This is a genomic window from Mycolicibacterium rhodesiae, assembly GCF_002086695.1.
GTDB lineage: Bacteria > Actinomycetota > Actinomycetes > Mycobacteriales > Mycobacteriaceae > Mycobacterium > Mycobacterium rhodesiae.
The window spans coordinates 63,655-87,720 of sequence record NZ_MVIH01000008.1 but is presented as its reverse complement, the minus strand read 5'-3'; the positions used below and the strand labels follow the sequence as shown (position 1 = coordinate 87,720).

Annotated in this window: 28 protein-coding genes; 9 read left to right on the top strand and 19 right to left on the bottom strand. The window is 67.5% G+C overall.

Annotated features, from left to right (window positions below; genetic code table 11):
- Window positions 1–2 precede the first annotated feature (2 nt).
- The 9 genes from rpsC to BST42_RS17530 all read right to left on the bottom strand — a co-directional run bounded on the left by rpsC (window position 3) and on the right by BST42_RS17530 (window position 5,479).
- Entirely contained in the window at window positions 3–845 is an 843-nt protein-coding gene (gene rpsC, locus BST42_RS17570) for a 30S ribosomal protein S3 (RefSeq protein ID WP_083120598.1), read from the bottom strand.
- On the bottom strand, window positions 845–1,351 hold the full coding sequence (gene rplV / locus BST42_RS17565; RefSeq protein ID WP_083120597.1) for a 50S ribosomal protein L22: 507 nt from the start codon (window positions 1,349–1,351) through the stop codon (window positions 845–847). Before rplV ends, rpsC begins: the two co-directional genes overlap by 1 nt.
- A complete protein-coding gene (gene rpsS / locus BST42_RS17560) occupies window positions 1,348–1,629 on the bottom strand; it encodes a 30S ribosomal protein S19 (protein WP_003892827.1) in 282 nt (93 codons plus the stop codon). Before rpsS ends, rplV begins: the two co-directional genes overlap by 4 nt.
- 15 nt (window positions 1,630–1,644) lie before the next feature.
- Entirely contained in the window at window positions 1,645–2,481 is an 837-nt protein-coding gene (gene rplB / locus BST42_RS17555; protein WP_005143876.1) for a 50S ribosomal protein L2, read from the bottom strand.
- Window positions 2,482–2,516: 35 nt separating this feature from the next.
- The gene (rplW, locus tag BST42_RS17550) at window positions 2,517–2,819 is read right to left on the bottom strand and encodes a 50S ribosomal protein L23 (protein WP_083120596.1); all 303 of its coding nucleotides are present in this window, start codon (window positions 2,817–2,819) and stop codon (window positions 2,517–2,519) included.
- Window positions 2,819–3,463 carry a 50S ribosomal protein L4 gene (rplD, locus tag BST42_RS17545; RefSeq protein ID WP_083120595.1) on the bottom strand — a complete coding sequence of 215 codons (645 nt, stop codon included), beginning with the start codon at window positions 3,461–3,463 and terminating at the stop codon, window positions 2,819–2,821. The genes rplW and rplD overlap by 1 nt, the downstream gene beginning before the upstream one ends.
- Window positions 3,460–4,113 carry a 50S ribosomal protein L3 gene (gene rplC, locus BST42_RS17540; RefSeq protein ID WP_083120594.1) on the bottom strand — a complete coding sequence of 218 codons (654 nt, stop codon included), beginning with the start codon at window positions 4,111–4,113 and terminating at the stop codon, window positions 3,460–3,462. Before rplC ends, rplD begins: the two co-directional genes overlap by 4 nt.
- A 19-nt stretch (window positions 4,114–4,132) precedes the next feature.
- Window positions 4,133–4,438, bottom strand: a complete 306-nt coding sequence (gene rpsJ, locus BST42_RS17535; RefSeq protein WP_003883485.1) for a 30S ribosomal protein S10 — start codon at window positions 4,436–4,438, stop codon at window positions 4,133–4,135.
- Between the two features lie 369 nt (window positions 4,439–4,807).
- Window positions 4,808–5,479 (bottom strand): hypothetical protein, encoded by a 672-nt coding sequence (locus tag BST42_RS17530; RefSeq protein ID WP_083120593.1) that lies wholly within the window; start codon window positions 5,477–5,479, stop codon window positions 4,808–4,810.
- Between the two features lie 110 nt (window positions 5,480–5,589).
- Here BST42_RS17530 and BST42_RS17525 point away from each other — a divergent pair, with 110 nt between their 5' ends.
- From BST42_RS17525 to BST42_RS17510, 4 genes are read left to right on the top strand one after another with little or no spacing between them, the layout of a single operon-like run.
- On the top strand, window positions 5,590–6,660 hold the full coding sequence (locus tag BST42_RS17525) for an NAD(P)H-dependent amine dehydrogenase family protein (RefSeq protein WP_237159481.1): 1,071 nt from the start codon (window positions 5,590–5,592) through the stop codon (window positions 6,658–6,660).
- Window positions 6,657–7,130: a VOC family protein gene (locus tag BST42_RS17520; RefSeq protein WP_264045604.1), complete on the top strand. Its 474-nt coding sequence runs from the start codon at window positions 6,657–6,659 to the stop codon at window positions 7,128–7,130. Before BST42_RS17525 ends, BST42_RS17520 begins: the two co-directional genes overlap by 4 nt.
- Entirely contained in the window at window positions 7,117–7,902 is a 786-nt protein-coding gene (locus BST42_RS17515) for an SDR family NAD(P)-dependent oxidoreductase (protein WP_083120592.1), read from the top strand. Before BST42_RS17520 ends, BST42_RS17515 begins: the two co-directional genes overlap by 14 nt.
- Window positions 7,899–8,513 (top strand): TetR family transcriptional regulator, encoded by a 615-nt coding sequence (locus BST42_RS17510; RefSeq protein ID WP_083120591.1) that lies wholly within the window; start codon window positions 7,899–7,901, stop codon window positions 8,511–8,513. Before BST42_RS17515 ends, BST42_RS17510 begins: the two co-directional genes overlap by 4 nt.
- Here BST42_RS17510 and BST42_RS17505 read toward each other — a convergent pair.
- The gene (locus tag BST42_RS17505) at window positions 8,510–10,069 is read right to left on the bottom strand and encodes a carboxylesterase/lipase family protein (RefSeq protein WP_237159480.1); all 1,560 of its coding nucleotides are present in this window, start codon (window positions 10,067–10,069) and stop codon (window positions 8,510–8,512) included. The two genes, BST42_RS17510 and BST42_RS17505, sit on opposite strands and share 4 nt — an antisense overlap.
- A gap of 190 nt (window positions 10,070–10,259) precedes the next feature.
- Between BST42_RS17505 and BST42_RS17500 the strand changes: the two genes are divergently transcribed.
- Window positions 10,260–11,510, top strand: coding sequence for a cytochrome P450 (locus tag BST42_RS17500; RefSeq protein WP_083120590.1), 1,251 nt, complete (start codon window positions 10,260–10,262; stop codon window positions 11,508–11,510).
- Here BST42_RS17500 and BST42_RS17495 read toward each other — a convergent pair.
- Window positions 11,476–12,126: a TetR/AcrR family transcriptional regulator gene (locus BST42_RS17495; protein WP_083120589.1), complete on the bottom strand. Its 651-nt coding sequence runs from the start codon at window positions 12,124–12,126 to the stop codon at window positions 11,476–11,478. The two genes, BST42_RS17500 and BST42_RS17495, sit on opposite strands and share 35 nt — an antisense overlap.
- Before the next feature lie 93 nt (window positions 12,127–12,219).
- On the opposite strand from BST42_RS17495, the gene BST42_RS17490 reads away from it, so the two are divergent.
- Window positions 12,220–13,866 carry an MFS transporter gene (locus BST42_RS17490; RefSeq protein WP_083120588.1) on the top strand — a complete coding sequence of 549 codons (1,647 nt, stop codon included), beginning with the start codon at window positions 12,220–12,222 and terminating at the stop codon, window positions 13,864–13,866.
- Here the strand turns inward: BST42_RS17490 and mftG are convergent.
- The 7 genes from mftG to mftA form a co-directional block, all read right to left on the bottom strand.
- Window positions 13,777–15,219 carry a mycofactocin dehydrogenase MftG gene (gene mftG / locus BST42_RS17485; RefSeq protein ID WP_083120587.1) on the bottom strand — a complete coding sequence of 481 codons (1,443 nt, stop codon included), beginning with the start codon at window positions 15,217–15,219 and terminating at the stop codon, window positions 13,777–13,779. The two genes, BST42_RS17490 and mftG, sit on opposite strands and share 90 nt — an antisense overlap.
- A 4-nt stretch (window positions 15,220–15,223) precedes the next feature.
- Window positions 15,224–16,636, bottom strand: coding sequence for a mycofactocin biosynthesis glycosyltransferase MftF (gene mftF, locus BST42_RS17480; protein ID WP_083120586.1), 1,413 nt, complete (start codon window positions 16,634–16,636; stop codon window positions 15,224–15,226).
- Window positions 16,633–17,376 (bottom strand): mycofactocin biosynthesis peptidyl-dipeptidase MftE, encoded by a 744-nt coding sequence (mftE, locus tag BST42_RS17475; RefSeq protein ID WP_083120585.1) that lies wholly within the window; start codon window positions 17,374–17,376, stop codon window positions 16,633–16,635. The genes mftF and mftE overlap by 4 nt, the downstream gene beginning before the upstream one ends.
- 126 nt (window positions 17,377–17,502) lie before the next feature.
- Window positions 17,503–18,696 (bottom strand): pre-mycofactocin synthase MftD, encoded by a 1,194-nt coding sequence (gene mftD, locus BST42_RS17470; RefSeq protein ID WP_083120584.1) that lies wholly within the window; start codon window positions 18,694–18,696, stop codon window positions 17,503–17,505.
- A gap of 3 nt (window positions 18,697–18,699) precedes the next feature.
- Window positions 18,700–19,869 (bottom strand): mycofactocin radical SAM maturase, encoded by a 1,170-nt coding sequence (gene mftC, locus BST42_RS17465; protein WP_083120583.1) that lies wholly within the window; start codon window positions 19,867–19,869, stop codon window positions 18,700–18,702.
- The gene (gene mftB / locus BST42_RS17460) at window positions 19,866–20,180 is read right to left on the bottom strand and encodes a mycofactocin biosynthesis chaperone MftB (protein ID WP_435406044.1); all 315 of its coding nucleotides are present in this window, start codon (window positions 20,178–20,180) and stop codon (window positions 19,866–19,868) included. The genes mftC and mftB overlap by 4 nt, the downstream gene beginning before the upstream one ends.
- 2 nt (window positions 20,181–20,182) lie before the next feature.
- A complete protein-coding gene (gene mftA, locus BST42_RS17455) occupies window positions 20,183–20,278 on the bottom strand; it encodes a mycofactocin precursor MftA (protein ID WP_102807121.1) in 96 nt (31 codons plus the stop codon).
- Window positions 20,279–20,370: 92 nt separating this feature from the next.
- On the opposite strand from mftA, the gene mftR reads away from it, so the two are divergent.
- The 3 genes from mftR (at window position 20,371) to BST42_RS17440 (ending at window position 22,879) form a co-directional block, all read left to right on the top strand.
- Window positions 20,371–20,988, top strand: coding sequence for a mycofactocin system transcriptional regulator MftR (gene mftR, locus BST42_RS17450; protein WP_083120580.1), 618 nt, complete (start codon window positions 20,371–20,373; stop codon window positions 20,986–20,988).
- A 122-nt stretch (window positions 20,989–21,110) separates the two neighbouring features.
- The gene (locus tag BST42_RS17445) at window positions 21,111–21,626 is read left to right on the top strand and encodes an RNA polymerase sigma factor (RefSeq protein ID WP_083120579.1); all 516 of its coding nucleotides are present in this window, start codon (window positions 21,111–21,113) and stop codon (window positions 21,624–21,626) included.
- Window positions 21,623–22,879, top strand: coding sequence for a VOC family protein (locus BST42_RS17440; protein ID WP_083120578.1), 1,257 nt, complete (start codon window positions 21,623–21,625; stop codon window positions 22,877–22,879). Before BST42_RS17445 ends, BST42_RS17440 begins: the two co-directional genes overlap by 4 nt.
- Here BST42_RS17440 and BST42_RS17435 read toward each other — a convergent pair.
- The gene (locus tag BST42_RS17435) at window positions 22,876–24,063 is read right to left on the bottom strand and encodes an NAD(P)/FAD-dependent oxidoreductase (RefSeq protein ID WP_083120577.1); all 1,188 of its coding nucleotides are present in this window, start codon (window positions 24,061–24,063) and stop codon (window positions 22,876–22,878) included. The genes BST42_RS17440 and BST42_RS17435 overlap by 4 nt on opposite strands.
- Between the last annotated feature and the right edge of the window lie 3 nt (window positions 24,064–24,066).

Here is a 24,066-nt window from a genome sequence, read left to right as displayed (position 1 = left end):
AGTTAGCTCTCCGTGTTTTCAGCGGCGGGCTCTATGGCCGGCGCGTCCGCGGTGACGGGAACCGCGGATTCCGCGGTCTCCTCGCTGGCGGCGCGACCGGCTTCGGTGCTCGTCGCGGTGGTGCCCGACGCACCGCTGCGGCGCGGGCGGGTGCCCGACGGACGCTCGCGGCGCGGACGGTCGGCGGCGGGTGCGGCGGCGGCGAGCTCACGCTTGCCACCGACGATGTCGCCCTTGTAGATCCACACCTTCACGCCGATCCGGCCGAACGTGGTCTTGGCCTCGTACAGTCCGTAATCGATGTCGGCGCGCAGCGTGTGCAGCGGCACCCGGCCTTCGCGGTAGAACTCCGAGCGGCTCATCTCGGCGCCGCCGAGACGGCCCGAGCACTGCACGCGGATGCCCTTGACGTTGGGCTGCCGCATGGCCGACTGGATGGCCTTGCGCATCGCGCGGCGGAACGCCACACGGTTGCTCAGCTGCTCGGCGACACCCTGGGCGACCAGCTGTGCCTGGCTCTCGGGGTTCTTCACCTCGAGGATGTTCAGCTGAACCTGCTTGCCGGTCAGCTTCTCCAGGTCGGCGCGGATGCGGTCGGCTTCGGTGCCACGACGGCCGATCACGATGCCCGGACGCGCGGTGTGGATATCGACGCGGACCCGGTCACGGGTACGTTCGATCTCCACGTCGGCAATGCCTGCGCGCTCCAGACCCGTTGCCAGCAGCCGGCGGATCGCCACGTCTTCCTTGACGTAGTCCGCGTACTGCTTGTCGGCGTACCACCGGGACTTCCAGTCGGTGGTGATACCGAGCCGGAAGCCGTGGGGGTTGATTTTCTGGCCCACTACTCCGAGCCCTCCTTCGTCTGTTCGGCCGTCTTCTTGGCAGCCGGAGCCTTCTTGGCAGGAGCCTTCTTGGCCGGCGCCGTCGAGGCCGCCTTGCTGGCCTGGGCACGACGCGAGCGAGCGGACGCCGCAGAGCGCTCCTTGCGCTCCGGACGGCTCTCGACGATCACCGTGATGTGGCTGGTGCGCTTGCGGATTCGGTACGCGCGACCCTGCGCGCGCGGCCGGATGCGCTTGGCGGTCGGGCCCTCGTCGGCGGTGATGGTCGCGACGACCAGAGTCGCCGGGTCCAGACCGTCGTTGTTCTGCGCGTTGGCGGCAGCGCTGGCGATCACCTTGGCGACCGGCTCGCTGGCCTGCTGCGGCGCCCAGCGCAGGATGTCGAGGGCTTCCTCGACACTCTTGCCGCGGACCAGGTTGATCACCCGGCGAGCCTTACTCGCCGAGATCCCGATGTGGCGCGCTTTGGCCGTCGCAGACGGGTATTCGGTGGTTGCAGTCGTCATCGCCGCTTACTCTTCCGGTCGTCCTTGATGTGACCTTTGAACGTGCGCGTCGGTGCGAACTCGCCCAGCTTGTGGCCGACCATCGCCTCGGTGACGAACACCGGCACGTGCTTGCGACCGTCGTGGACGGCGAAGGTGTGACCGATGAAGTCGGGGATGATGGTCGAACGACGCGACCAGGTCTTGATGACCTGCTTGGTGTTCTTCTCGTTCTGGACGTCGACCTTCTTGAGCAGATGGTCGTCGACGAACGGACCCTTCTTCAGGCTGCGTGGCATGTCTTAATCTCCTGCCTAGCGCTTCTTGCCGGTGCGCCGGCGGCGGACGATGAGCTTGTCGCTCGGCTTGTTGGGCTTGCGGGTGCGGCCCTCGGGCTTACCCCACGGGCTGACCGGGTGGCGACCACCGGAGGTCTTGCCCTCGCCACCACCGTGCGGGTGGTCGACAGGGTTCATCACCACACCACGGACGGTGGGGCGCTTGCCCTTCCACCGCATGCGGCCGGCCTTGCCCCAGTTGATGTTGGCCTGCTCGGCGTTGCCGACCTCGCCGACGGTGGCGCGGCAGCGCACGTCGACGCGGCGGATCTCACCCGACGGCATACGCAGGGAGGCGTAGGCGCCTTCCTTGCCCAGCAGCTGGATGCTCGAGCCGGCCGAGCGGGCCAGCTTGGCACCGCCACCGGGACGCAACTCGACGGCGTGGATCACGGTACCGGCGGGGATGTTGCGCAGCGGCAGGTTGTTACCGGGCTTGATGTCGGCGTTGGCGCCCGACTCCACGATGTCACCCTGCGAAAGACCCTGCGGCGCAATGATGTAGCGCTTCTCGCCGTCCAGGTAGTGCAGCAGTGCGATGTTCGCGGTGCGGTTGGGGTCGTACTCGATGTGAGCGACCTTGGCGTTGACGCCGTCTTTGTCGTTGCGCCGGAAGTCGATCACCCGGTAGGCACGCTTGTGCCCGCCGCCCTTGTGGCGGGTGGTGATTCGGCCGTGGGCGTTACGACCGCCAGTGCCGTGCAGCGGGCGGATCAGCGACTTCTCCGGAGTCGAGCGAGTGATCTCGGAGAAATCGGAGACGCTGGCACCGCGGCGACCGGGGGTCGTCGGCTTGTACTTGCGGATTCCCATTATCTATTCCTGAGTTCTATCTGCAGTCCCGCCGGTCAGGCGGGAGCTCCGAAGAGGTCGATCGGCTTGCTGCCGGCGGCCAGGGTCACGATCGCGCGCTTGGTGCTCTTGCGCTGTCCGTAACCGGTGCGGGTGCGCTTGCGCTTGCCCTGCCGGTTGGCGGTGTTCACCGAGTCGACCTTCACCTTGAAGATCTTCTCGATGGCGATCTTGATCTGCGTCTTGTTCGAGCCGGGTGCGACGATGAACGTGTAGACGTTGTCCTCGATCAGTCCGTACGACTTCTCGGAAATGACCGGGGCCAAGATGATGTCGCGGGGATCAGTCACGGTCGCCATCAGGCCGAAACCTCCTGAACATTGGCGCCGATGTAGGCATTCAGCGCTTCCACGCTGAACACCACGTCGTCGGCATTGAGAACGTCGTAGGTGTTGAGCTGATCCGGCGAGATCACATGCACACCAGGCAGATTGCGCACGCTCTTGGCGCCGACCTCGTCGGTGCGGCCGATCACGACCAGCACCTTGCGGCGGTCGGTCAGCGTGCCCAGGAACGCCTTGGCGCTCTTGGTCGACGGGGTCTGCCCTTCGAGCAGCTCGGTCACGGCGTGGATCCGCTCGTTGCGGGCCCGGTCCGACAGCGCGCTGCGCAGGGCGGCGCGGATCATCTTCTTGGGCGTCCGCTCGCTGTAGTCGCGCGGCTGCGGGCCGTGGACAATGCCACCGCCGGTGAACTGCGGTGCGCGGGTCGAACCCTGACGGGCGCGACCGGTGCCCTTCTGCCGGTACGGCTTCTTGCCGCCGCCGGAAACCTGAGCGCGTGTCTTGGTGGCGTGCGTGCCCTGACGCTTGGCGGCCAGCTGCGCGGTCACCACCTGGTGCATCAACGCAATGTTGGGTTCCACATCAAAAAGGTCAGCCGGCAGTTCGACCGTGCCGTCCTTCTTGCCGTCCGGAGTGCGAACGTCAATCTTCAGAGTCACTTCTCACCTCGTTTGACTGCCGTGCGAACCATCACGAGCCCGCCATTGCGGCCGGGGACAGCACCCTTGATCAGGAGCACGCCGTTCTCGGCATCGACCTTGTGCACCACCAGGTTCTGCGTGGTGACGCGGTCGCTACCCATGCGGCCCGACATCCGGGTGCCCTTGAAGACGCGACCCGGGGTGGCACAGCCACCGATCGAGCCGGGCCGGCGGTGCACGGCCTGCGCACCGTGGCTGGCGCCCTGGCCCTTGAAGCCGTGACGCTTCATGGTGCCTGCGAAGCCCTTGCCCTTGGAGGTCCCGGTGACGTCGACATAGGCGCCGTCGGCGAAGATCTCCGCCGTCAGCTCCTGACCGACCTCGTAGTCGGCGGCAGCGGCCTCATCGTCGAGCCGAAGCTCGGCCAGGTGCCGGCGCGGGTTGACCCCGGCGGCGGCGTACTGACCGGTGACCGGCTTGTTGACCTTGCGGGGGCTGATCTCGCCATAGGCGAGCTGCACAGCGCTGTAGCCGTCACGCTCGGGCGTGCGGATCCGGGTGACCACGTTGGGTCCGGCCTTGACGACCGTGACGGGAACGACCCGGTTGTTTTCGTCGAACACCTGGGTCATGCCCAGCTTGGTGCCCAAAATGCCTTTTCGTGCCATTTGTTCGTCGACTCCCCTACTACTGGATGTTCACGTCGACGCTGGCCGGCAGATCGATGCGCATGAGAGCGTCAACGGTCTTCGGCGTCGGGTCGAGGATGTCGATGAGTCGCTTGTGCGTGCGCATCTCGAAGTGCTCCCGCGAGTCCTTGTACTTATGCGGGGAGCGGATGACGCAATACACATTCTTTTCCGTCGGCAGCGGCACCGGACCAACCACGCTCGCACCGGTACGGGTGACCGTCTCCACGATCTTGCGCGCCGAGGCATCGATGGCCTCGTGGTCGTAGGCCTTGAGCCTGATGCGGATCTTTTGTCCCGCCACGCTTCTCCTACCTTCACTCCTGCTTGGTCCCATGGAGGGACACGGTGGTCATGCGCCGTTCCCGCCGGCTCTCGCCGGAGTCACAGCGCTGGCTGTCGCCGCCGCTCTTTACCTGTCTCTGGTGCTCCGGCCCCCGCGGTCGGGTGTGTCGCCCTCACGCAGTCTCGAACGCACGGTCAAATCTTCCGTACTCCGAGATGGGGACCGGACGCGCCCGTTCGGGCGCCGGTCGTACACCTTGGGCGGCACGCTCCCGCATGGGAGGCGAACCCGGCTCAAGGCAACCCGAACAGTATGCCCTAGATCGCGGCACCAGCCAAATTCGGCCGGAGCTCGATCAAGATTCCCGCCCGCCCTGCTCAGCGGGGGTCATGGGGCGGCGATCTGATGGGCCCGGTACAAACTGACCGAGGTTCCGAGGTACCACACTCCGGTGGCGGCGACCGGTAACAGCGTGCCCCACCCGCCTTCGATGGAGAACGGGCCGCCGCCGAGGAAGACGGTCAACGTCCCCACCAGGTTGACCACGGCAGCGATGATCGCCAGCCAGCCGGTCCACCGCGGCAACACGGCTTGCGACAACACGCAGCCCGCGTAGCCGGTCGCCGCGAGAGCGACGATGAAGCCGCACAGCGCCAACAAGACGAGACTGAAGTCGGCTCCCACCGCGCGCACCGCGGAGGCCGACAGCTCATCGGCCGCTCCCGCCGCGACGATCCGGATCGACATCGAGACGAAGGACAACGCGGCGACGGCCACCGTGCCGACGAAGAACAGATCGCCGAGATGGCGACCGACCGACGCGGTGTGAAGCAGGCGGCGGACCGCGACCGCGAACCAGATGACCAACCCGGTGGCCAACGCATACAACCACCCCTGCAGCACCACCTGACTGTGGTGGTCGATGAAGAATCGTTGGACGGCCTGGTTGCTGGCGTCGGGTCCAGGGGGCTTACCCGTCAGCAGCGCGGCCACCACGGTGGCGATCACAAATGCAATGCCGGCACTGCCGCCGGTGCGATCCAAACCAGAGTTGTCCATCGCCGCCCCCCCCGATAGCTAGGTCCCTTGCCGGACGATACGTCCGACCGGCGGGCTGTAGGCCGACTTCTGCGGCGAAATGCTGACAGTCACTGCCATATCGGCATAGGATGCCGCTCATGTATCGCGTCATTCAGTGGGCAACCGGCGGGGTGGGCAAGGCGGCAATCCAGGGCGTGCTGCGTCACCCCGAACTCGAACTCGTCGGCTGCTGGGTTCACAGCGCCGACAAGCACGGCCGCGACGTGGGCGAGGTGATCGGCGAGGCCCCGATCGGGGTGGCCGCCACCACCGACGTCGACGAATTGCTCGCGTTGGACGCCGACTGCGTCATGTACTCCCCCTTGCTGCCCGAAGATTCGGTGGTCGCCAGGATCCTGCGCTCCGGCAAGAACGTGGTGACCCCGGTCGGCTGGGTGTACCCGGACCGGGAGAACCCCGCGGTGCAGGCCCTTGAGGAGGCGTGCGCCGCGGGCAACGCGACGTTGCACGGCTCCGGCATCCACCCCGGCGGCATCACCGAGCGGTTCCCGCTGATGATCTCCGCGCTCACCGCTGCGATCACGCATGTCCGGGCCGAGGAGTTCTCCGACATCCGCACCTACAACGCACCGTTGGTGGTGCGGGAGGTGATGGGCTTCGGCCTGACGCCGGAACAGGCGATGAGCGGACCCATTGCCGCGCTGCTGGAGGCCGGCTTCAAACAATCGGTGCGGATGGTCGCCGACCAGTTGGGCTTTCGGTCCAATCCCCGTATCCGCTCCACCCAGGAGGTCGCCGTCGCCGTCCACGGGACCGACGAGCTGGTGGTTCCGATGGAGGCGGGCACCGTCGCCGCTCGCCGCTTCAAGTGGCAGGCCATCGTCGACGACGAGCCGGTCGTCACGGCCGCGGTCAACTGGCTGATGTGCGACGTGGAACTCGACCCGCCGTGGACGCTCGGCGAGAAGGGTGAACGCTTCGAGGTGGAGGTCACCGGTGACTGCGATGTGTCGCTGACTTTCAAAGGGCTGCAACCGGAAACGGTCGAGGAGGGCCTCAAGCGCAACCCGGGTGTGGTGGCCACCGCCAACCACTGCATCAGCGCCATCCCCTATGTCTGTGAAGCCGCCCCCGGCATCAAGACATATCTCGACCTGCCGCTGATCGCCGGCCGGGCCGCGCCGCACCTGGCTCGGTGATTGTGGAAAGTCTTCGGGATCTTCGGTTTTCGCATCTGGTGGTCGGCGTCACCGACATGGACCGGGCACTGGAGTTCTACCGGGGGCTGCTCGGCATGGACGTGGTGTTCGACCAGACCATGGCCGGCGAGCCCTTCGACCATGCACTCGGTGGCGGCGACGGAAACCGGGGCCGGGTGGTGGGCGGACTGATCGGTGGAGTGATGATCGAGCTGCTGTCACTGGGTACCGAGAGCCGCCCGGCAAAGCGGTCTTTGGTCGGCAACCAGAACATCTCGCTGTCGGTCACCGACCTCGACGCCACCTACCGGCAGGTGCAGTCGGCAGGCTTCGCACCGGAGCAGGCTCCGTTCGACATCGCCGGAGTGCGGATGTTCTTTGTCAAGGATCCCGACGGAACCGCGATGGAATTCATCGAGTTCCCAGGTACTGCACGCACATCGGAGGAGTTACATCGTGGTGTCCGCTGACGCGACGTATTGGCATCCGGAATCGCTGAGCGGGCACCGGGTTATCGTCACGGGAGCGGCGCGCGGAGTCGGCCGGGGAATCAGCGCAGCCCTGCTCGAACGCGGCGCCTCGGTGTTGATGGTGGACCGCGACCCGGGCGTGATCGGCGTCGCGGGAGCCCTGCGCGATGACCAGCACGCCGTGCCGCTGGTCGCTGACCTCTGCGACCACTCCAGCTATCAGCACATCGTCGACGTCGCGGTCGAATCGTTCGGTGGGATCGACGCTCTGATCAACAACGCGATCGCCACCGATGAGCCCAAGCCGTTCACCGACATCACCATGGCGGACTACGATCTCGTCTTCGACATCGGCCCGCGGGCCACCTTCTTCCTCATGCAGGCCGCCTATCCGGTAATGAAGGCTGCCGGCGGCGGGTCCATCGTGAACTTCGGCTCGGGCAGCGGCACGGGTGGACAGAAGTCGTTCGGGGCCTATGCCGGCGCCAAGGAAGCTATTCGCGGTATGTCGAAAGTCGCTGCGCTGGAATGGGGTGTCGATAACATCCGGGTGAACGTGGTGTGCCCCTTTGCCAACTCCGACGGTGTCGCGGGATGGAGCGGCGCCCACCCCGACATCTACAACAAGATCGTCAAAGGTGTTCCGCTGCGCCGGATCGGCGACACGCACGCCGACATCGGCGCGGTGGTGGCCTTCCTGATCAGCCGTGACGCCTCCTATATGACCGCCCAGACGATCAACATCGACGGCGGGATGGGAACCTACCGGTGAGCAGTCCGCCCGCGGAGCGGCCGCCGACCCTGCGGGACCGGCAGCGGGCGCAGGTGCGTGCCGATATCCACGCCGCGGCCTACCGGCTGTTCGCCGCACGGGGATTCGGCAACGTCACCACCGACGACATCGCCGCCGAAGCGTCGGTGTCACCGCGGACATTCTTCCGCCACGTCGCAACCAAGGAGGACCTGCTGCTCGGGGCCGTGCAGCGCGGAAACGCCGCGATCGCATCGCTGCTGGTGCGTCGCCCGCGCGACGAGACCCCCGACGTCGCACTGGCCGGCGCGATCGTCAACCGGGTCGGGTCATTCGAAGACGACGATCTGGAGAACTGGCGGGCGGCGATCCTGACCGCACCCGAGTTGCTCGACCGGGCGACCCTGCTGTCCACCGCGGATCGCGAACAGATGATCCAGCTCGTGGCTTCGCGTATGGACACCGACCCGACCGAGGATTGGCGCCCCGGGCTGCTGGTCCAATTGTCCTTTGCGGCTGCTGATTTCGCCTTCCAGCGATGGGTGAGGAATCGCGGAGACCGGCGCAGACCACTGGCGGCCGACGTCGCCGAAGCGCTTGCTGTGGTGGCCCACCCGCGCTGGAGGGGCTAGCGCGCCCCGTTGCGGCTCGTCCAGAACGGGCACTGGTGCCGCGCGCTGAAGTCGGTGGTGACCGTCAGTTCACCGGTCTGCAGCGATATTCGCTTGCCGGCGCCGAACTCCGGCCACTGCGGTAAACCCGACACCTCGGGAGAACCGGTCTTCACGAACTGGCTCCAATAGGCGACCATCTGGTCGGACAGCATTCGTTGTGCCGGGTCCAACGGCCGGGCGCCGCCGACGTCGAACAGATAGCGCAACTCCAGTGAGTGGCTGGCCCCCACCGGGAACGGCGCCGCGCGCAGCGGGTCGGGGGCCGGCGCCGTGCGGTCGTTGAACTCGTAGGCGTACACCGGCCCGGTGTGCGCCAGGCCGGACGCGATTCGGTCTGCGGGACAAGCGAATACGCTATCGGTGACCGCCGCGGAGTACGCCAGGCCGACGCTGCCCCCGTACCGGTCCACAGGATAGCGCTCGGCGACCGCGGCGGCGTCCGCACCGAACGTCTTCGCCATCAACTGCGGGTAGGGCGGCAACTGCCGCTCCTTGAGGTACTGGATGGCGGCGAACATGGCGAACTCGTCGCCGTTGCTGCCGACGAGCACCGGGATCCGCGGCACCCGACTCGACGCGATCGCGGTCATCGGGTCGGTTGGTAACCGGTCGGTACCGGTGACCGGACCGGTCAGCTTGTCGGGGCCGAACCCGACATAGAGCGGGGCGCGTTGCAGGGCCTCGGTCGGCAGCCCTCGCAGGCACGCCGCGACCGCGGCGGGATCGGTGCAGCCTGCCGCGGTCGCGTATTCGGCACTGACCCGTTGAGCCGTGGGCAGATCCGCCTGCGCCTGGCACGGTCCGCTCTGCAGGATCGCGGCGCGGAACAAGCCGGCCGACTCGGGCGCCACCAGGTGGTCGCACACCGACATCGCACCGGCCGATTCACCGGCGATCGTGACTTTGGTTGGGTCACCGCCGAATTCAGCGACATTGTCGCGAACCCACCGCAACGCGGCCTGTTGATCGGCCAGGCCGTAATTGCCGACGTCGCCGTACGGGCCGAGTGCGGGATCCGCCAGGAACCCCAGTGTTCCGAGCCGGTAGTTGACGGTGACGACGACGATGTCGCCCTGGGTGGCCATCCAGCGCGCGTCGTAGATGTCGGCACTGCCGTTGAGAAAGCCACCACCGTGAATCCACACCATCACCGGCTTCTGGTGGGAGCGGCTCGCACCGTCAGGGGTCCAGACGTTGAGGTTCAGGCAGTCCTCACCGGTGGGCCGGCCGTAGTCCGGGTCGTAGGCGGTGTCCTGGATGCACCGCAAGCCCGGTTTGGTGGCGTCGCGCTCACCGGGCCAGGGCGCCACGGGCTGCGGCGGTTGCCAGCGCAGTGGCCCCACCGGTGCGGCCGCGTAGGGGATGCCGTTGAAGACCCGATAGCCGGGGGCCACGACGCCGCGCAATGCACCGGCCGCGGTCTGCACCACCGCCGGACCCGGCTCGGCTGCTGCGGCCACCTGGGGTTGCGGCGCATCGCCGTTCCGTGCGCACGCCGCGATGACCAGGGCCATGAGCAGCACCATCACGCGGCGCACTGGTCGGCTGCTCGGTTGGTGTGGCACGAGAATCGAGCCTACGCGGCGGACCGTCCGAGCCATGACCTGCCAATTCGCGCGATTTGCCTGCGACCTGGCAGAATCCCCGCCAAACTAGGAACCTGACACCCGTCAAGTTTCTGGTATTAGTGAGCGAGGAGACCCGATGACCCCACGGATCATGGACAAGGCGGCCCGGGTTCTGGCCAGTCCGCTGGGCTACACCGATGAGAAGCGGATGCACGAATCGCTTGCTCACCTGCGTGCGCATGCCCCCGTGTCGTGGGTCGAAGCCGAGGGGTACCGGCCGTTCTGGGCGATCACCAAACACGCCGACATCATGGACATCGAACGGCAGAACGACCTGTTCACCAACGATCCGCGGCCGCTGCTGGCGATCGCCGAAGCCGACGACGTGCTGCGCGCGCAGATGGAAGCCGGGATCGGCCTGCGCACGCTGATCCACATGGACGACCCGCTGCACCGCGACATGCGCAAGATCGGTGCCGACTGGTTCCGCCCGAAAGCCATGCGCGCGTTGAAGACCCGCTGTGACGAGCTGGCCAAGATCTACGTCGACAAGATGCTCGAGCAGGGACCCGAGCTCGACTTCGTGCAGGAGATCGCGGTCAACTATCCGCTCTACATCATTCTGTCGCTGCTGGGCCTGCCGGAGTCGGACTTCCCGCGGATGCTCAAGCTCACCCAGGAGATGTTCGGCGGCGATGACGAAGAGTTCCAGCGCGGCGGCAAGACCGACGACATGCTCGCGGTGCTGCTGGACTTCTTCAACTACTTCAACGCGCTGACCGCCTCGCGCCGCGAGCATCCCACCGAGGACCTCAGCTCGGCGATCGCCAATGCCACGATCAACGGAGAACCGTTGTCCGACATGGACACCGCCTCCTACTACGTGATCGTCGCCAGCGCCGGTCACGACACCACCAGCGCAGGAATCGCCGGCGGACTACTGGAACTCATCCGCAACCCGGGCGAACTCCAGCGGTTGCAGAACGATCCGAATCTGATGGGTACCGCGGTCGAGGAGATGATCCGCTGCATCGTGCCGGTCAAGGAATTCATGCGCACCGCCCAAGCCGACACCGAGGTCCGCGGCGTTCCCATCGCCAAGGGCGAAGCCGTACTGCTGTCCTACGTCTCGGCCAACCGCGACGAAGAGGTGTTCGCCGACCCGATGCGCTTCGACGTCGGCCGCGACCCCAACAAACACCTGTCCTTCGGCTACGGCGTGCACTTCTGCCTGGGCGCCGCCCTGGCCCGCATGGAGATGAACAGCTTCTTCACCGAACTCGTCCCGCGCATCAAGTCCATCGAACTAGCCGGCGAACCCGAACTCATGGCCACCACCTTCGTCGGCGGCCTCAAACGCCTGCCGATTCGCTACTCGCTGAGGTGATTTCACTGGCCCGGTGGACGGCGAGAAAGCCGTCCACCGCAGCGCGGGCGCACTCGCGGTAGTCGAAGTCGGCGAGTGTGCTGATCCGACCCGCGACCAGCGGGCCGATCAGCAGCATGATGGCCTGCGCGCGGTCGACCTCGCCGAGTTCACGCTGGGCGTCCGGGCTGTCGAAGATCGCATCGAACGGGGCGCCGTACTGCTGGGCGACCCGCTCCCGCAGGGTGCGCACTTCCGGGCTGTCCGCGTCCTCGGTCTTGCCGGGCAGGTGCTCCATGTCCGGACCCAGCGCCAACCAGTAGGTCGCCGACAACAGCGCCGGGGTCTCCGAGATGAGGTCGGCCTGCGCCTGCAACAACGCCAGTAGGCGCTCCCGAAGCGTCCCGGTCTCCGGTGGCATCGGGGCGGGTGGAATCAGGCTGTGGAAAGCGGCGGCAAGCAGGTCGTTCCCGCTGGGGAAATGCCGGTACAGGGTCGCCCGCGCGACGTTGGCGCCGCGTGTGACGGCGTCGACGGTGACCGCGCTGGGACCGCCGGTGCGCAGCAATGCCGTTGCGGCGTCCAGTAACCGCGCGCGGGAACGCGCAGGTCTGGGGTCGCTGCGTCGGCTCGCCATGCCTTGAATCCTCCCCGATGCCGGTCAGCACGTTTGAATATTTTTGAGACGGATAGTCCCATACTTCGACCGCGACCGAAGGAAGGCTCCTCCGTGGACACCTTGATCCGGCCCGACAAGGGTACCGATAGCCGACTCCGGGACGTCTCGACTCTGCAGCGAACGTGGACACTGACTGTCGCCTGCCTGGGCGTGGCGCTGGTGATCTCCTCGATGATCGCCCTCAACACCGCACTGGGCGACATCGCCGTGTCGACTTCCGCCAACCAGTCCCAGCTGACCTGGGTCGTCGACAGCTACACGTTGCTACTGGCCTGCCTGCTGCTCCCGGCCGGGGCCATCGGTGACCGTTACGGCCGTCGCGGCGCTCTGTTGATCGGCCTGGCCATTTTCACGCTGGCATCGCTGGCACCGATCTTCTTCGACACACCGATTCAGATCATCGCCGCCCGAGCGGTGGCCGGAGCGGGCGCTGCGTTCGTCATGCCGGCCACCCTGTCCCTTCTCACCGTGGTCTATCCGAAGTCGGAACGGACCAAGGCGGTCGGCATCTGGGCGGCGGTGGCCGGCAGCGGCGCGGTGCTTGGAATGTTGGGTTCTGGTGTGTTGCTCCGCTTTTGGCCGTGGCAGTCGATCTTCTGGGCATTGGCAGGCGCAGGCGTGCTGTTGTTCGCGCTGACCTGGACGGTCAGCGATTCCCGCGACGCTGCGACTCCCCCGCTCGACTGGCCCGGCGCAGTACTGATCGCCGGCGCCGTCGCGATACTGGTGTTCGGCATCGTCGAGGCGCCCCAACGAGGCTGGTCGGATCCGCTGGTGATCTGCTGCCTCATTGCCGGACTGGCGCTTGCGGTGGCATTCGGCGTACTGGAGGCCCACCGAACCCATCCGCTGCTCGATGTATCCCTGTTCCGGCGAGCAGATTTCGCGACCGGTGCGGCTGCGATCGCGGTGTTGTTCCTGGCCAACTTCGGGTTCATGTTTCTCGCCATGCAGTACACGCAGCTGATTCTGGGATACTCGGCGTTGCAAACAGCGATGGCATTGGCCCCTTTGATACTGCCGCTGGCCGTGCTGTCCGTGACGTCGTCGTGGTACCTACCCCGGCTGGGCTTGCGCACGGTCATCTTTACCGGATTGCTGTTCCTGACAGCCGGATTCATCTGTCTGCTGACCCTGCGGATCGATTCGTCCTACCTCGGCCTGGCCTGGCCGCTGCTGGTACTGGCCACCGGAGTCGGGCTGTGCACCGCCCCGACCACCTCGGCCATCATGAACGCCGCGCCCGACGACAAGCAGGGTGTGGCGTCGGCGGTCAATGACACCGTCCGTGAAGTCGGTGCCGCGCTCGGTATCGCCTTGGCCGGCTCGGTGCTGGCCGGCCAATACACCCACCGTCTCGGCGACCAACTAGAGGCGTTCCCGCCGCCGGTGCGAGAGGCCGCCGAGGGTTCACTGGCCGAAGCACTGGCGGTCTCCACCCGGTTGGGGCCCGCCGGTGCCCAGCTGGCCGACATCAGCAAGTCGGCCTTCCAGCACGCGATGCAGAGCTCGATCGTGGTACTCGCGATTCTTGTCGCGGTCGCCGCCGTTGCGATCGGGCTGTGGGCACCCGGCCGTGACGGCCATCAACTGCGGCTCGTCCGAAGGTTAACCGGCCGAGACGAAGTCGGCGGCGCGGTGCCCGATCATGGCAATCGTCGCGTGGGGGCCACGGCTGGTGATGCGCGGCAGGACTGAGCCGTCCACCACCCAGAGATTGTCGAAGCCCCGAACCCGGCACCGCGGGTCGACCACGGCATACTCGTCGGCGTCGAGACCCATCGGGGCCGTACCGCAGAGATGTTGGGACGTCGACCACATCGGCTCGCCGAGTTGCGTTGTGGTTCCGAGTATCTCGGTGGCGTACTCGAAACCGCGCCGTAGCGCGGCGGTATCGGCGCCCGCGCTGTCGTAATGGTGCTCGATCAACGGGCCGGCCAGCGGGTCGGCGGACTGCAGCGAGACGCATCCGTTGGCCTGGGGATTCATCAGCGCCACGCCGAGATGGGGCCAATCCGGGCGCCCTGCGGTCCCGTCGCCGACCATGGCGATGAAACCACCTGTGTACGGCCGAATCTCGAGGCCATCAGTGACCAGCACCACCTCGAGCACGGGTCGCTGGGGGGCGACGGCCCAGGTTGTCGGCAGCACCCACTCGGGGTGGTCCCAGGTTCGCCGGCCTACCGGCAGGTCGGCCGCCACCGAGATTCCGAGCCGATGCAGGGCCGCGGCGGGTCCGATGCCCGACAGCATGAGGAGTTGCGCCGAGGAGATGGCGCCCGCAGACAACACCACCCGTTGTGACTCCAACACAGCGGGCCCGTTCGGTCCGACGACCTCGACGCCGACCGCGCGACTGCCGGAGAGCCGGACACGCAGGGCGCGGGTCCGCGGCAGCACGGTCAGATTGGGGCGGGCGGCAGCCGGTTCCAGGAAGGCCGCGCCGGGACCGCTGCGCACACCGTCGACGATGTTCAGCGGCACCGCCCCGATGCCGGGCGGCGCATTCTCCCCGGTGGGCTCGGAGTTCAGGTCAGGTAGCCAGGGCAGTCCGGCGGCCTGGGCGGCATCGACGAAAGCGGCTGTACTGCCGACGAGTTCGTCGGTGCGCCGGATGGCGATCGGACCACCGTCGGCGCGGTCGGGGAAGTCCCGATCGGTCTGGATCGCGCGGTAGTGCGGTCTTACGTCGCTCCATGACCAGCCCGGCAGGGCAGGCCCGTCGAAGTCGACGGGCAACGCTCGGCAGAAATAGCCGCCATTGACCGCACCGGACCCGCCCACGGTCACACCGCGGACGATGTCGGCGTCGCGGGGCGGATCGTCGGTCAGTCGGGTCCGGTAACGCTGGGCCAGTGGGCTCGCGGCGCCGATGGGCAGTTGCAGGCCATTGCGGGTGAGGTCCCGCACACCCGGTTCGTCGGGACCAAGGCCGGTTTCGACGACGGTGACCCTGCATGTGGGGTCCGCCGAGAGGCGTTCGGCCAGCACGGATCCGGCGCTGCCGGCACCGACGATCAGGACGTCGCTGCGGGTGATGTGGTCGGCCACCGAGTCAGGTTTTGATCTGCGGCTTCAGCGGCCGCAACGTGCGCTCGCGGACGACACCCGTCCACAGCCCGGCACCGTAAGCCAGATCGTCGAGGCGCTTTAGCAACAGGTACGCGAACAGGCCGATCGGCTTGCCCTCGACATCGGCACTGCGGTTGCGGGTGATCCAGTCCTGCACCCCGTCGAGCACCGCGGCCACCAGGATCGCCTGCCTGCACCGCCGGGAGAGCAGGGCCGCCGCCAACGCCAGCGGCCAGTAATGCCGGCAGACGGCCGCCGACAGTTGCAGGGCGGCGGCGCCGATACCGCGCAGAGCCAGGACCACCACCTGGGACATGCCCGCGTCGGTGTCCTGCATGGCCTTGGCCGTGCGCCGGGTGGTCACTCCGGCGAACACCAGCGAGGCCAGACAGCCGCCCACCGAGCCCAGGGCCATCAGCAACCACACCAGCAGGCTCCACGCCGAGATCACCACCGGGGCCATCTTGTCGGGGTGCCGGATCGACAGCGGAGCGGCTGAGCTGCCATAGAAGGCCTTGCGACCCAGCCAGTCTCGCATCTGCGTGCGGTGCTCGTGGGCGACCAGCGCGATCGGCTCGTAGCGCAGCCGGGAGCCGGTCTCGATCAACCGCCAGCACAGATCGACGTCTTCACCCGAGGGCAGGGTCTCGTCGAAACCCCCGACCTCGAGCAGCGCCGAACGCCGGCAGATGATCGCCGCACTTGGTACGTAGGACACCCGACCGTAGGGCATCACCGGAGCCTCGCGCTCACCGAGGTCCAGAGACGACCGCACCGACTCATACCGGGCGACCAACTGATCGCTGTGCCCGAGCCCGACGATTCGCGGGGCAACCAGCGCCACGGCGGGATCGCAGAAGTGACCCAGCAGCGCCTCGAGCCAGCCGCGCCGCGGCACGACATCGGAGTCCAGGAAGGCGACGAAATCTGTTGCACACGAGGCAAGCCCGGTGTTACGGGCGGCCGCCGGGCCTTTGCTGCGCGCGTGGCGCACCACCTCGACATCGCAGCGGGCACCGGCGAAATCGTCGGGCTGCACCGGCATCTCGGATCCGTCATCGACGACCACCACCCGCATGCCGCGCAGGGACATGATCAGCCGGTAGAGTCCAAAAGGGTTGTTGCGCACCGGGATAACCACGGTGACGTCCCGGTGCGACGGACCACCCGCCGGGCGGGGATGGGCGACGGTCGCGTCGAGCAAAGTGCGAGCCAGTTGCGCGCTCACCGCGTCGCGCACCTCGAGGCGGCCGCCGTCCAGCAAGGTCTGGGCCGCCGGCGCCAGGCGCAGCAGCCGGGTCGGTGAACCGCCGAGCAGGGCCGAACCCTCAGCGAGTGTTCGCACCCGACGATCGACCTGTACTGCGAAGCCGTCGGGCAACCGCGGCTGGGTCATATCAGCATCCCGTCGTCGGCCGGGCGCCACCGGCCGACGCGTCGCGAGCAATCGGCAACCATCTGCGCAAAGATGCGCTCACCTTCGACCGGAGTCGCCGTCGTCGGGTCACCCAGCACGCCCACCTCACTCACCGCGGCCACCCCCCCGACACGCATCTGCGGCAAAAGGGTAGCCAGTGGGGCCCTGTTCCCGCTACACCAGGCGTCGGTGTGGACGTCCGCCGGCGAAATATGTAGCAATACAGACGTTTCCGTATGGCCGGCGTGGGCATCACCGCCCTCGGCGATGCACGGGCACCAGCCGGCGTCGCGGCCCTCGGTGCGCAGCAGGCGCACCGCGGAGCGCATCGCTTCCACGTTGCCGCCGTGACCGTTGACGAAGACCACCCGGCGCGCCCAGCCACACGCCGAACGGCCGTACTCGACCAGCACGGTGGTCAGCGCGGCGGTGCCGATCGACACCGTCCCGGCAAAGCCCTCATGCTCGCCGGATGCGCCGTAGGCGATGGCGGGCGCGAGCAGATATTGATCATGACCCGCACCGTCGAGGTCTTCAGTAACGGCCCGGGCCACCGCGGTGGCGATGCGGGTGTCGGTGTCCAGCGGCAGGTGCGGGCCGTGCTGTTCGGTCGAACCGACCGGGATCAAGATCGTGGGCGAGGTATCGCGAAGCTGACTCGACGTCGAGTTGCCCAGCTCGCTCCGGAAAGCCACGCGCCGATGGTAGGCCGAATTCACCTGCTGTGCGCCAATTGTTCGAGGAGAAGACGGATTTCTTTCGCAATCAGGACGGCGGTGCCCACTCGGAGCGTTCACCGTCGTCCCGTCAGTCACGCCAGCACCAGAGGCTAGGTTATGGCCGAGTCAGTGCGTCCCGCCGCCGGGCACTCCGAGCGCCCGGACGAAGCCGTCCGGGACCAAGATGTCCTCGGGCGTCAGGTCGTGAACCGAGGCCTTCCCCAGCCCCCGCAGGGCCGAGTCGATGCCGCCGGTGAGGATGTCGAGGACGTTCTCCACACCCGCCTGACCGTTCGCGGCCAGACCCCACAGGTAGGCACGGCCGATCATGACCGCGCGGGCGCCGAGCGCCAGGGCCTTGACGACGTCGCTGCCCCTACGGACGCCACCGTCGAGCAGCACCTCGACCTGGTCGCCGACCGCAGCCGCGATGGCAGGCAACGCCCGGATCGAGGCCGGTGTGCCGTCCAGGTTGTTGCCGCCGTGGTTGGACACCGAGATCGCCGAAACGCCAGCGTCCACAGCGCGTTTGGCGTCATCGATCCGCATGACGCCCTTGAGCATGAACGGTCCACCCCACAGCTCGCGGAGCCAGGCGATGTCGTCCCAGGTCGGCGGGGGCGTGCCCATCCACTGTCCGTAGGCGTCGAAGAACGCCGGACCGGCCTCGCCCCTGGCGGCCTGGTTCGGCACCGACAGGGCCGGCGGGCGCAGAGTCTTGGCCCACTGGTAGAACCAGCTCGGCTTGGTCAGTACCTCGGGACTCATCTTGATCATGGTCTTGAGGTCCATTTTTTCCGGGATCTTGGGGCTGCCCCAGTCCCGCCCGTGGCTGAAGCTCCAGTCGGTGGTCACGATGAGCCCGACGGCCCCGGCCGCGCGGGCGCGCTCGGCCCGGGCGGCGATGGCGTCCCGGTCGCCAAGCCAGTAGATCTGGAAGAACGTCTTCGGGTTGGCCGCGACGACCTCTTCGATGGGCTTGCTGGCAAACGACGACAGCCCCATCGCGGTGCCGCGGGCCGCGGCCGCGCGGGCGACAGCCACCTCGCCGTCAGGGTGCACGGCCTGCACGCCGGTCGGTGAGATGAGCACCGGTACCGAAACCTCTTGGCCCATCACCGTGGTTGCCATGTCCCGCTTTTCGAGGGCGCCGATCACGTGCGGGGCGAAGCCGAGCTCGTTGAAGGCTTCGTTGTTGCCGTTGACGGTGAGGCCCTTCTCACTGCCACCGATGAGTGCGCCGTACGCGGATTTGGGGAGACGCTTGCGGGCGCGCTCCTGCGCGATGGCGACGGTTTCGAACCAGGTGTCGCGTGCCATGACTCAGATCGGACTTTCGTTGCAGGGCTTGGCCGGCGGACGGGTGGACAAGGTCAGCATGATCGGCTTGCCGCGGGAGTGGTCAGCGCTCGGACGGGGCTTGTCGCGCTCGGTGGCCAGGGCGGGCACTCCGTAGCCCTCGACGCACTCCGGGTCGGGACCGTCGAGCGGCAGGCCGGTGAAGAACTTCGCGGCCATGCAGCCGCCCCGGCACGCGTCGTAGTGTCCGCAGCTGCCGCACGCGCCGGCCGACTGCGGCTCGCGCAGTTCACGGAACAATGGGGCGTTCTTCCACACGTTGTCGAAGCCGTTATCCCGCACAATGTTTCCGGCCAAGAACCGGTCATGGATGGCGAACGGGCAGGCGTAGACGTCACCGACCGGATCGATCAGGCAGACCACCCGGCCGGCGCCACACATGTTCAAACCCGACAGCGCACCGGGCGCACCGAGGCCGGACAGGTGAAAGAACGAGTCGCCGGTCAGCACTCCCTCGCCCTTGGCGACCAGCCAGTCATACAGCGTCACCTGCTGCTCGGGGGTCGGATGCAGTTCGTCCCACACGTCGGCGCCGCGCCCGGACGGACGCAGCCGCGTGATGCGCAGGGTGGCGCCGTAGCGGTCGGCGAGAGCTTTGAAGTCATCGAGCTGGTCGACGTTGTGGCGGGTGACCACCACGGAGATCTTCGCGTCCTTGAAGCCCGCCGCGGCCAGGTTCTCCAGCGCGCGGGTGGCCATCTCGAAGGAGCCCGGGCCACGCACGGCGTCGTTGACTTCCGCGGTAGCGCCGTCGATGGAGATCTGCACGTCGACGTAGTCGCTCGCGGCCAGTCGCGCGGCCACCTCCGGGGTGATGCGCACGCCGTTGGTGGAGAACTTGACCCCGACATGGTGCGCGGTGGCATAGTCCACCAGCTCCCAGAAGTCCGGGCGCACAGTGGGTTCGCCGCCACCGATGTTGACGTAGAAGACCTGCATGCGCTCGAGCTCGTCGATGATGCCCTTGCATTGCGCCGTGGACAGCTCGCGCGGGTCGCGCTTGCCGGACGACGACAGGCAATGCACGCACGCCAGGTTGCAGGCGTAGGTGAGCTCCCAGGTCAGGCAGATCGGGGCGTCGAGACCGCGCTCGAACTGCTCGATCAGCCGGGGTACCGGTGCTACCGAAGTCATTGGGAGTCCTTGGGAGTCAGCATGTTCGAGGTCGCCAGCACGCTCAACGCATGCAGGTAGGGCGCCTCGTCGGGCTCGTTCACCCCCGCGGCCCGCAAGGCGGAGCGCACGTCGGGATGCTGGGGTAGCGAATTCACGACGGCCAGAATGGTGCGGTTCTTCAGGAACGACAGCTTCCGGGTGCCGAAGTGGTACAGCAGCGCGCCGAAGGGTTCCGGTCGCACGGCCACCTGCGGATGCAGGCGCCAGCTGAGTGCCGGGTCGAAGGCCGACCCGGCCACAGCCGGATCGCCCACAGCGTGGGCGGGCACGGTCAGTAGACCCCGCACATCCCGTCGATGGAAACCTCTTCGACCAGCGTCTCGGTCACCAGTTCGGTTTCGTTCTCGGTTGCTTGGCTCGGCTCCATGAAAAGCACCCTTTCGTCGGCCCAGGTTCTCGACAATTGTGATCGAGATCGCAAGAATATGGCATCGAGTGCCGAAAAGGAAGGGCGGGTCGATGACGACTGGTGCTGGGGGTTCTCCGAGCGCCCGGGTTGGGCGGCGCAGGTCCACCACCCAGGACCACATCACCGACGTCGCGCTCGACCTGTTCGCCAACTACGGGTTCGGCTCGGTCAGCGTCGACGACGTGGCTGCGGCATCGGGCATCGCCCGGCGAACGCTGTTCCGGTACTACCCGTCGAAGAACGCGATCCCCTGGGGTGACTTCGACGCCCACCTGCAGCATTTCCGCGACCTGTTCGACGGGGTTGCCGACACCGAACCGATCAGCCCTGCGCTGCGCTCAGCGCTGTTGGCGTTCAACACTTTTGACCCCTCCGAGACCGAACGGCACCGACAGCGGATGCGGGTGATCCTGCAGACCGCCGAACTGCAGGCGCATTCGATGACGATGTACGCCGGCTGGCGCGCCGTGGTCGCGGATTTTGTGGCTGCGCGCACCGGCGGCAACCCCGGCGATCTGGTCCCGCAGTCGGTCGCCTGGCTGATGCTCGGGGTCGCCCTTTCGGCCTACGAGTACTGGCTGGCCAACGAGGCCGTCTCGCTGCCGCAGGCGATCGGCGATGCCTTCGACGTGGTGGCGCACGGACTCGACGACCTGGACGGCAAGTGACGATGCGATGCTCACGACACCGAGTTTCACGTTTTGCTGGCGTCTACTCGAACTTTCACTGCGAAACGTGAAATTCGATGTTGGTGCGTCGGAGATGACCCTCGCGCGACGACGATAAGGGTGTGAGCGCGGATCCGGAACCACCCGATGCTCCGTACCGGCTGTTAGAGCTCTACGACGACGCGCTTCCGGTCGTCTACGGCTACTTCGTCCGCCGGTGCGGCGATCAGGCCACCGCCGAGGATCTCACGTCGGAGACGTTCCTCGCGGCGATGGATGCCGCCCGTCGGCCCGCGCCGCCGCCACTGGCGGTCCCGTGGTTGCTCGGGGTGGCTCGGCACAAACTGGCCGACCACTACCGGCGTCGTTCGGCCCGATCCACGGTGCCGGTCGCCGACGTGCCCGAGGGTGAAGCGGCCGACGAATGGGATGCGCAGCTGGACCGCATCGTCGCCGATAGCGTGCTCGCGCGGCTGCCCGAGCAGCACCGTGTGGTGCTCGCACTGCGCTACATGGACGACTGTTCGGTGCCCGAGTGCGCGGAGTTGATCGGACGCAGCGTGCACGCCACGGAGGCGCTGCTGGTCCGCGCTCGGCGCGCCTTCAGAAAGCTCTACCCGGAAGGAGGTGTTTCATGACCGACCCCTTGCGCGTCCTGACCACCGAAGACCTTCCCGTGCAACCGGATCCGTCCTTCGCGGCCGAGTTGCGAGCGCGGCTGGAGTCAGCCTTGTCCTTACCTGCGAACACCCAAGGAGTCACCATGAGCGGTACCGCTGCAGCAGTCGCCGAACTGAGCGAGCCGGCGAACCAGACCGGAATTCCCCGGCCCGCCGCGTTGCCCTACCTGACGGTGGCCGACGCTCGCGCCGCGATCGACTGGTATCGCGACGCCTTCGGTGCGGAATTGATCGGCGACCCGATCGTGATGGACGACGGGCGCATCGGCCACGCCGAACTGGCGATGAGCGGCGGTGTCCTGTACCTGGCCGACGAATTCGCCGACCTCGGACTGCAGGCGCCGGTGCGGGGCACCAATTCGGTGAGCCTCATGGTGGACGTCGCCGACACCGACGCCGCCCTGGCCCGAGCCAGGGCCCAGGGTGCCGAGGTGCAGCGCGAGCCCTACGAGGGACACGGCGCGCGTACCGCCACCGTTCGCGACCCGTTCGGCCATCGATGGATGCTCAGCGGGCCGGTTCGCGAGCCGATTCGGCACGGCGACATCGGCTACGTATCGGTGCAGAGCCCGGACCCCGCCCGGGCGGCCGCCTTCTACTCACACGTGCTGGGGTGGGAGTACGACTCGGCCGGGCAGGTCAGCAATACCGTTGAGGCGATTGACTTCTCGACGTCCGAGCGCACCGCGCTGTTCTGCTGCTATGCGGTCGACGACGTCGATGAGGCGCGCACCGCGATCCTCGCTGCCGGCGGACGGGTGGGCGCGTCACGCGACTCCGCGGTCGGCACTCTCCTGGAGGCCCGCGACAACCAGGGCACCGCGTTCGCGATCTATCGGCCGGAACCGGGCCAGCGTCGTCCGCTGCTCAACGGGGCAGGCGCCGGCGAGCTGTCCTATGTCACGTACGAGGTCGGTGAGTCGGCAGCCTTCCGCGAGTTCTACAACCAGGTGCTGGGATGGACGTTCGAACGCGGTCGGGTCGCGGACGGCTGGGCGGTGCAGAACGCACACCCGATGTCCGGCGCTGCCGGCGGCTCGCGCACGCCGAGCACGGTGCCGATGTGGACGGTGTCCGATATCGAGGCGGCGGTCGCCCGCGTTCGCGAGGCGGGCGGGTCGGTTCTCGCCGAACCCAGCCGCCAGCCCTACGGACTGTCGGCGGAGTGCACCGACGACCAGGGCGGCCGGTTCTACCTCGGCGAGTTCTAGGACGCGGGAAGGACGTCGGAAATCGGGGCGCCGGAGGCGATCTTGGCGCGGGTCTTCATGACCTTGCCAGGCATACCGCCGCCGACCACCCCGGCCACCACACCGTCGCGCTCGTAGAAGGCCAGGAATTTGCGTCCGTCGTCCTCGACGACGTGCACCGTATCGGTGGCCTCCGGCTCCCCGAGGCACTGGATCTTCACGTCGTACTGGTCGCTCCAGAAATACGGCACCACGATCACCGACGGCGCCTCCTGACCCAGCATCGACGGCACGATGACCCGGGCCTGCTCGGCCACATTGCTCCAATGTTCAACGCGGGCTTGATGTCCGGTGGCGTCGCGCCAGGATGCGACATCACCGAGTGCCCACACCCCGGCAGCGCTGGTTCGGCCCGCCTCGTCGCACACCACACCGTTGTCGACGGCGACACCGCTGCCCTCCAGCCAGTCGGTGGCCGGCCGCGACCCGATGCCGACCACCACGAGGTCGGCGGGCAGCTCGCTGCCGTCGGACAACACCACGGTCGTCACATGGCCGTTCTCGCCGCGCACCTCAGCCACGCCGATCCCGGTGCGCACGTCGACACCCTCGGCGCGGTGCAGGCGGGTGACCAGGTTGCCGACCTGCTCGCCGAGCACCGAGGCTAGCGGCGCCGGTTGCGGCTCGACCAGGACCACCTCGACCCCAAGCTTGCGCAGGCTTGCCGCGACCTCGCAGCCGATGAAGCCGGCCCCGATGATGACCGCGTGCCGGGCCGAAGCAGCGTGGGCGCGCAGCGCCATCGCCTCGTCGAGGTTGCGCAGCACCCGAATGCCGTCCAGATCGGGAAACGACGGGATGCGCTTGGGCACCAGGCCGGTGGCGATGACCAGTTCGTCGTAGGCCAGCACCGAGCCGTCGGCCAAGGTGACTGTTCGGGCGGCGGTGTCCAGCGCGGTGGCGGCACTGCCCAGGCGCAGCGCGATGTTGTTGTCCGCATAGAACTCGGCGGGCTTGAGCGCGACATCGTCGAGGTCGGCGTGCAGCACGTCCTTGGACAACGGCGGCCGGTCGTAGGGCAGGTGGACCTCGTCGCTGACGATGGTGACCGGGCCGGTGTAGTCCGCCTTGCGCAGCTGCTCGGCGGTGCGGGTGGCGGCCAGGCCGCCGCCGACGATGAGGATGCCGTTTTCGCTCGTGCTCACGTG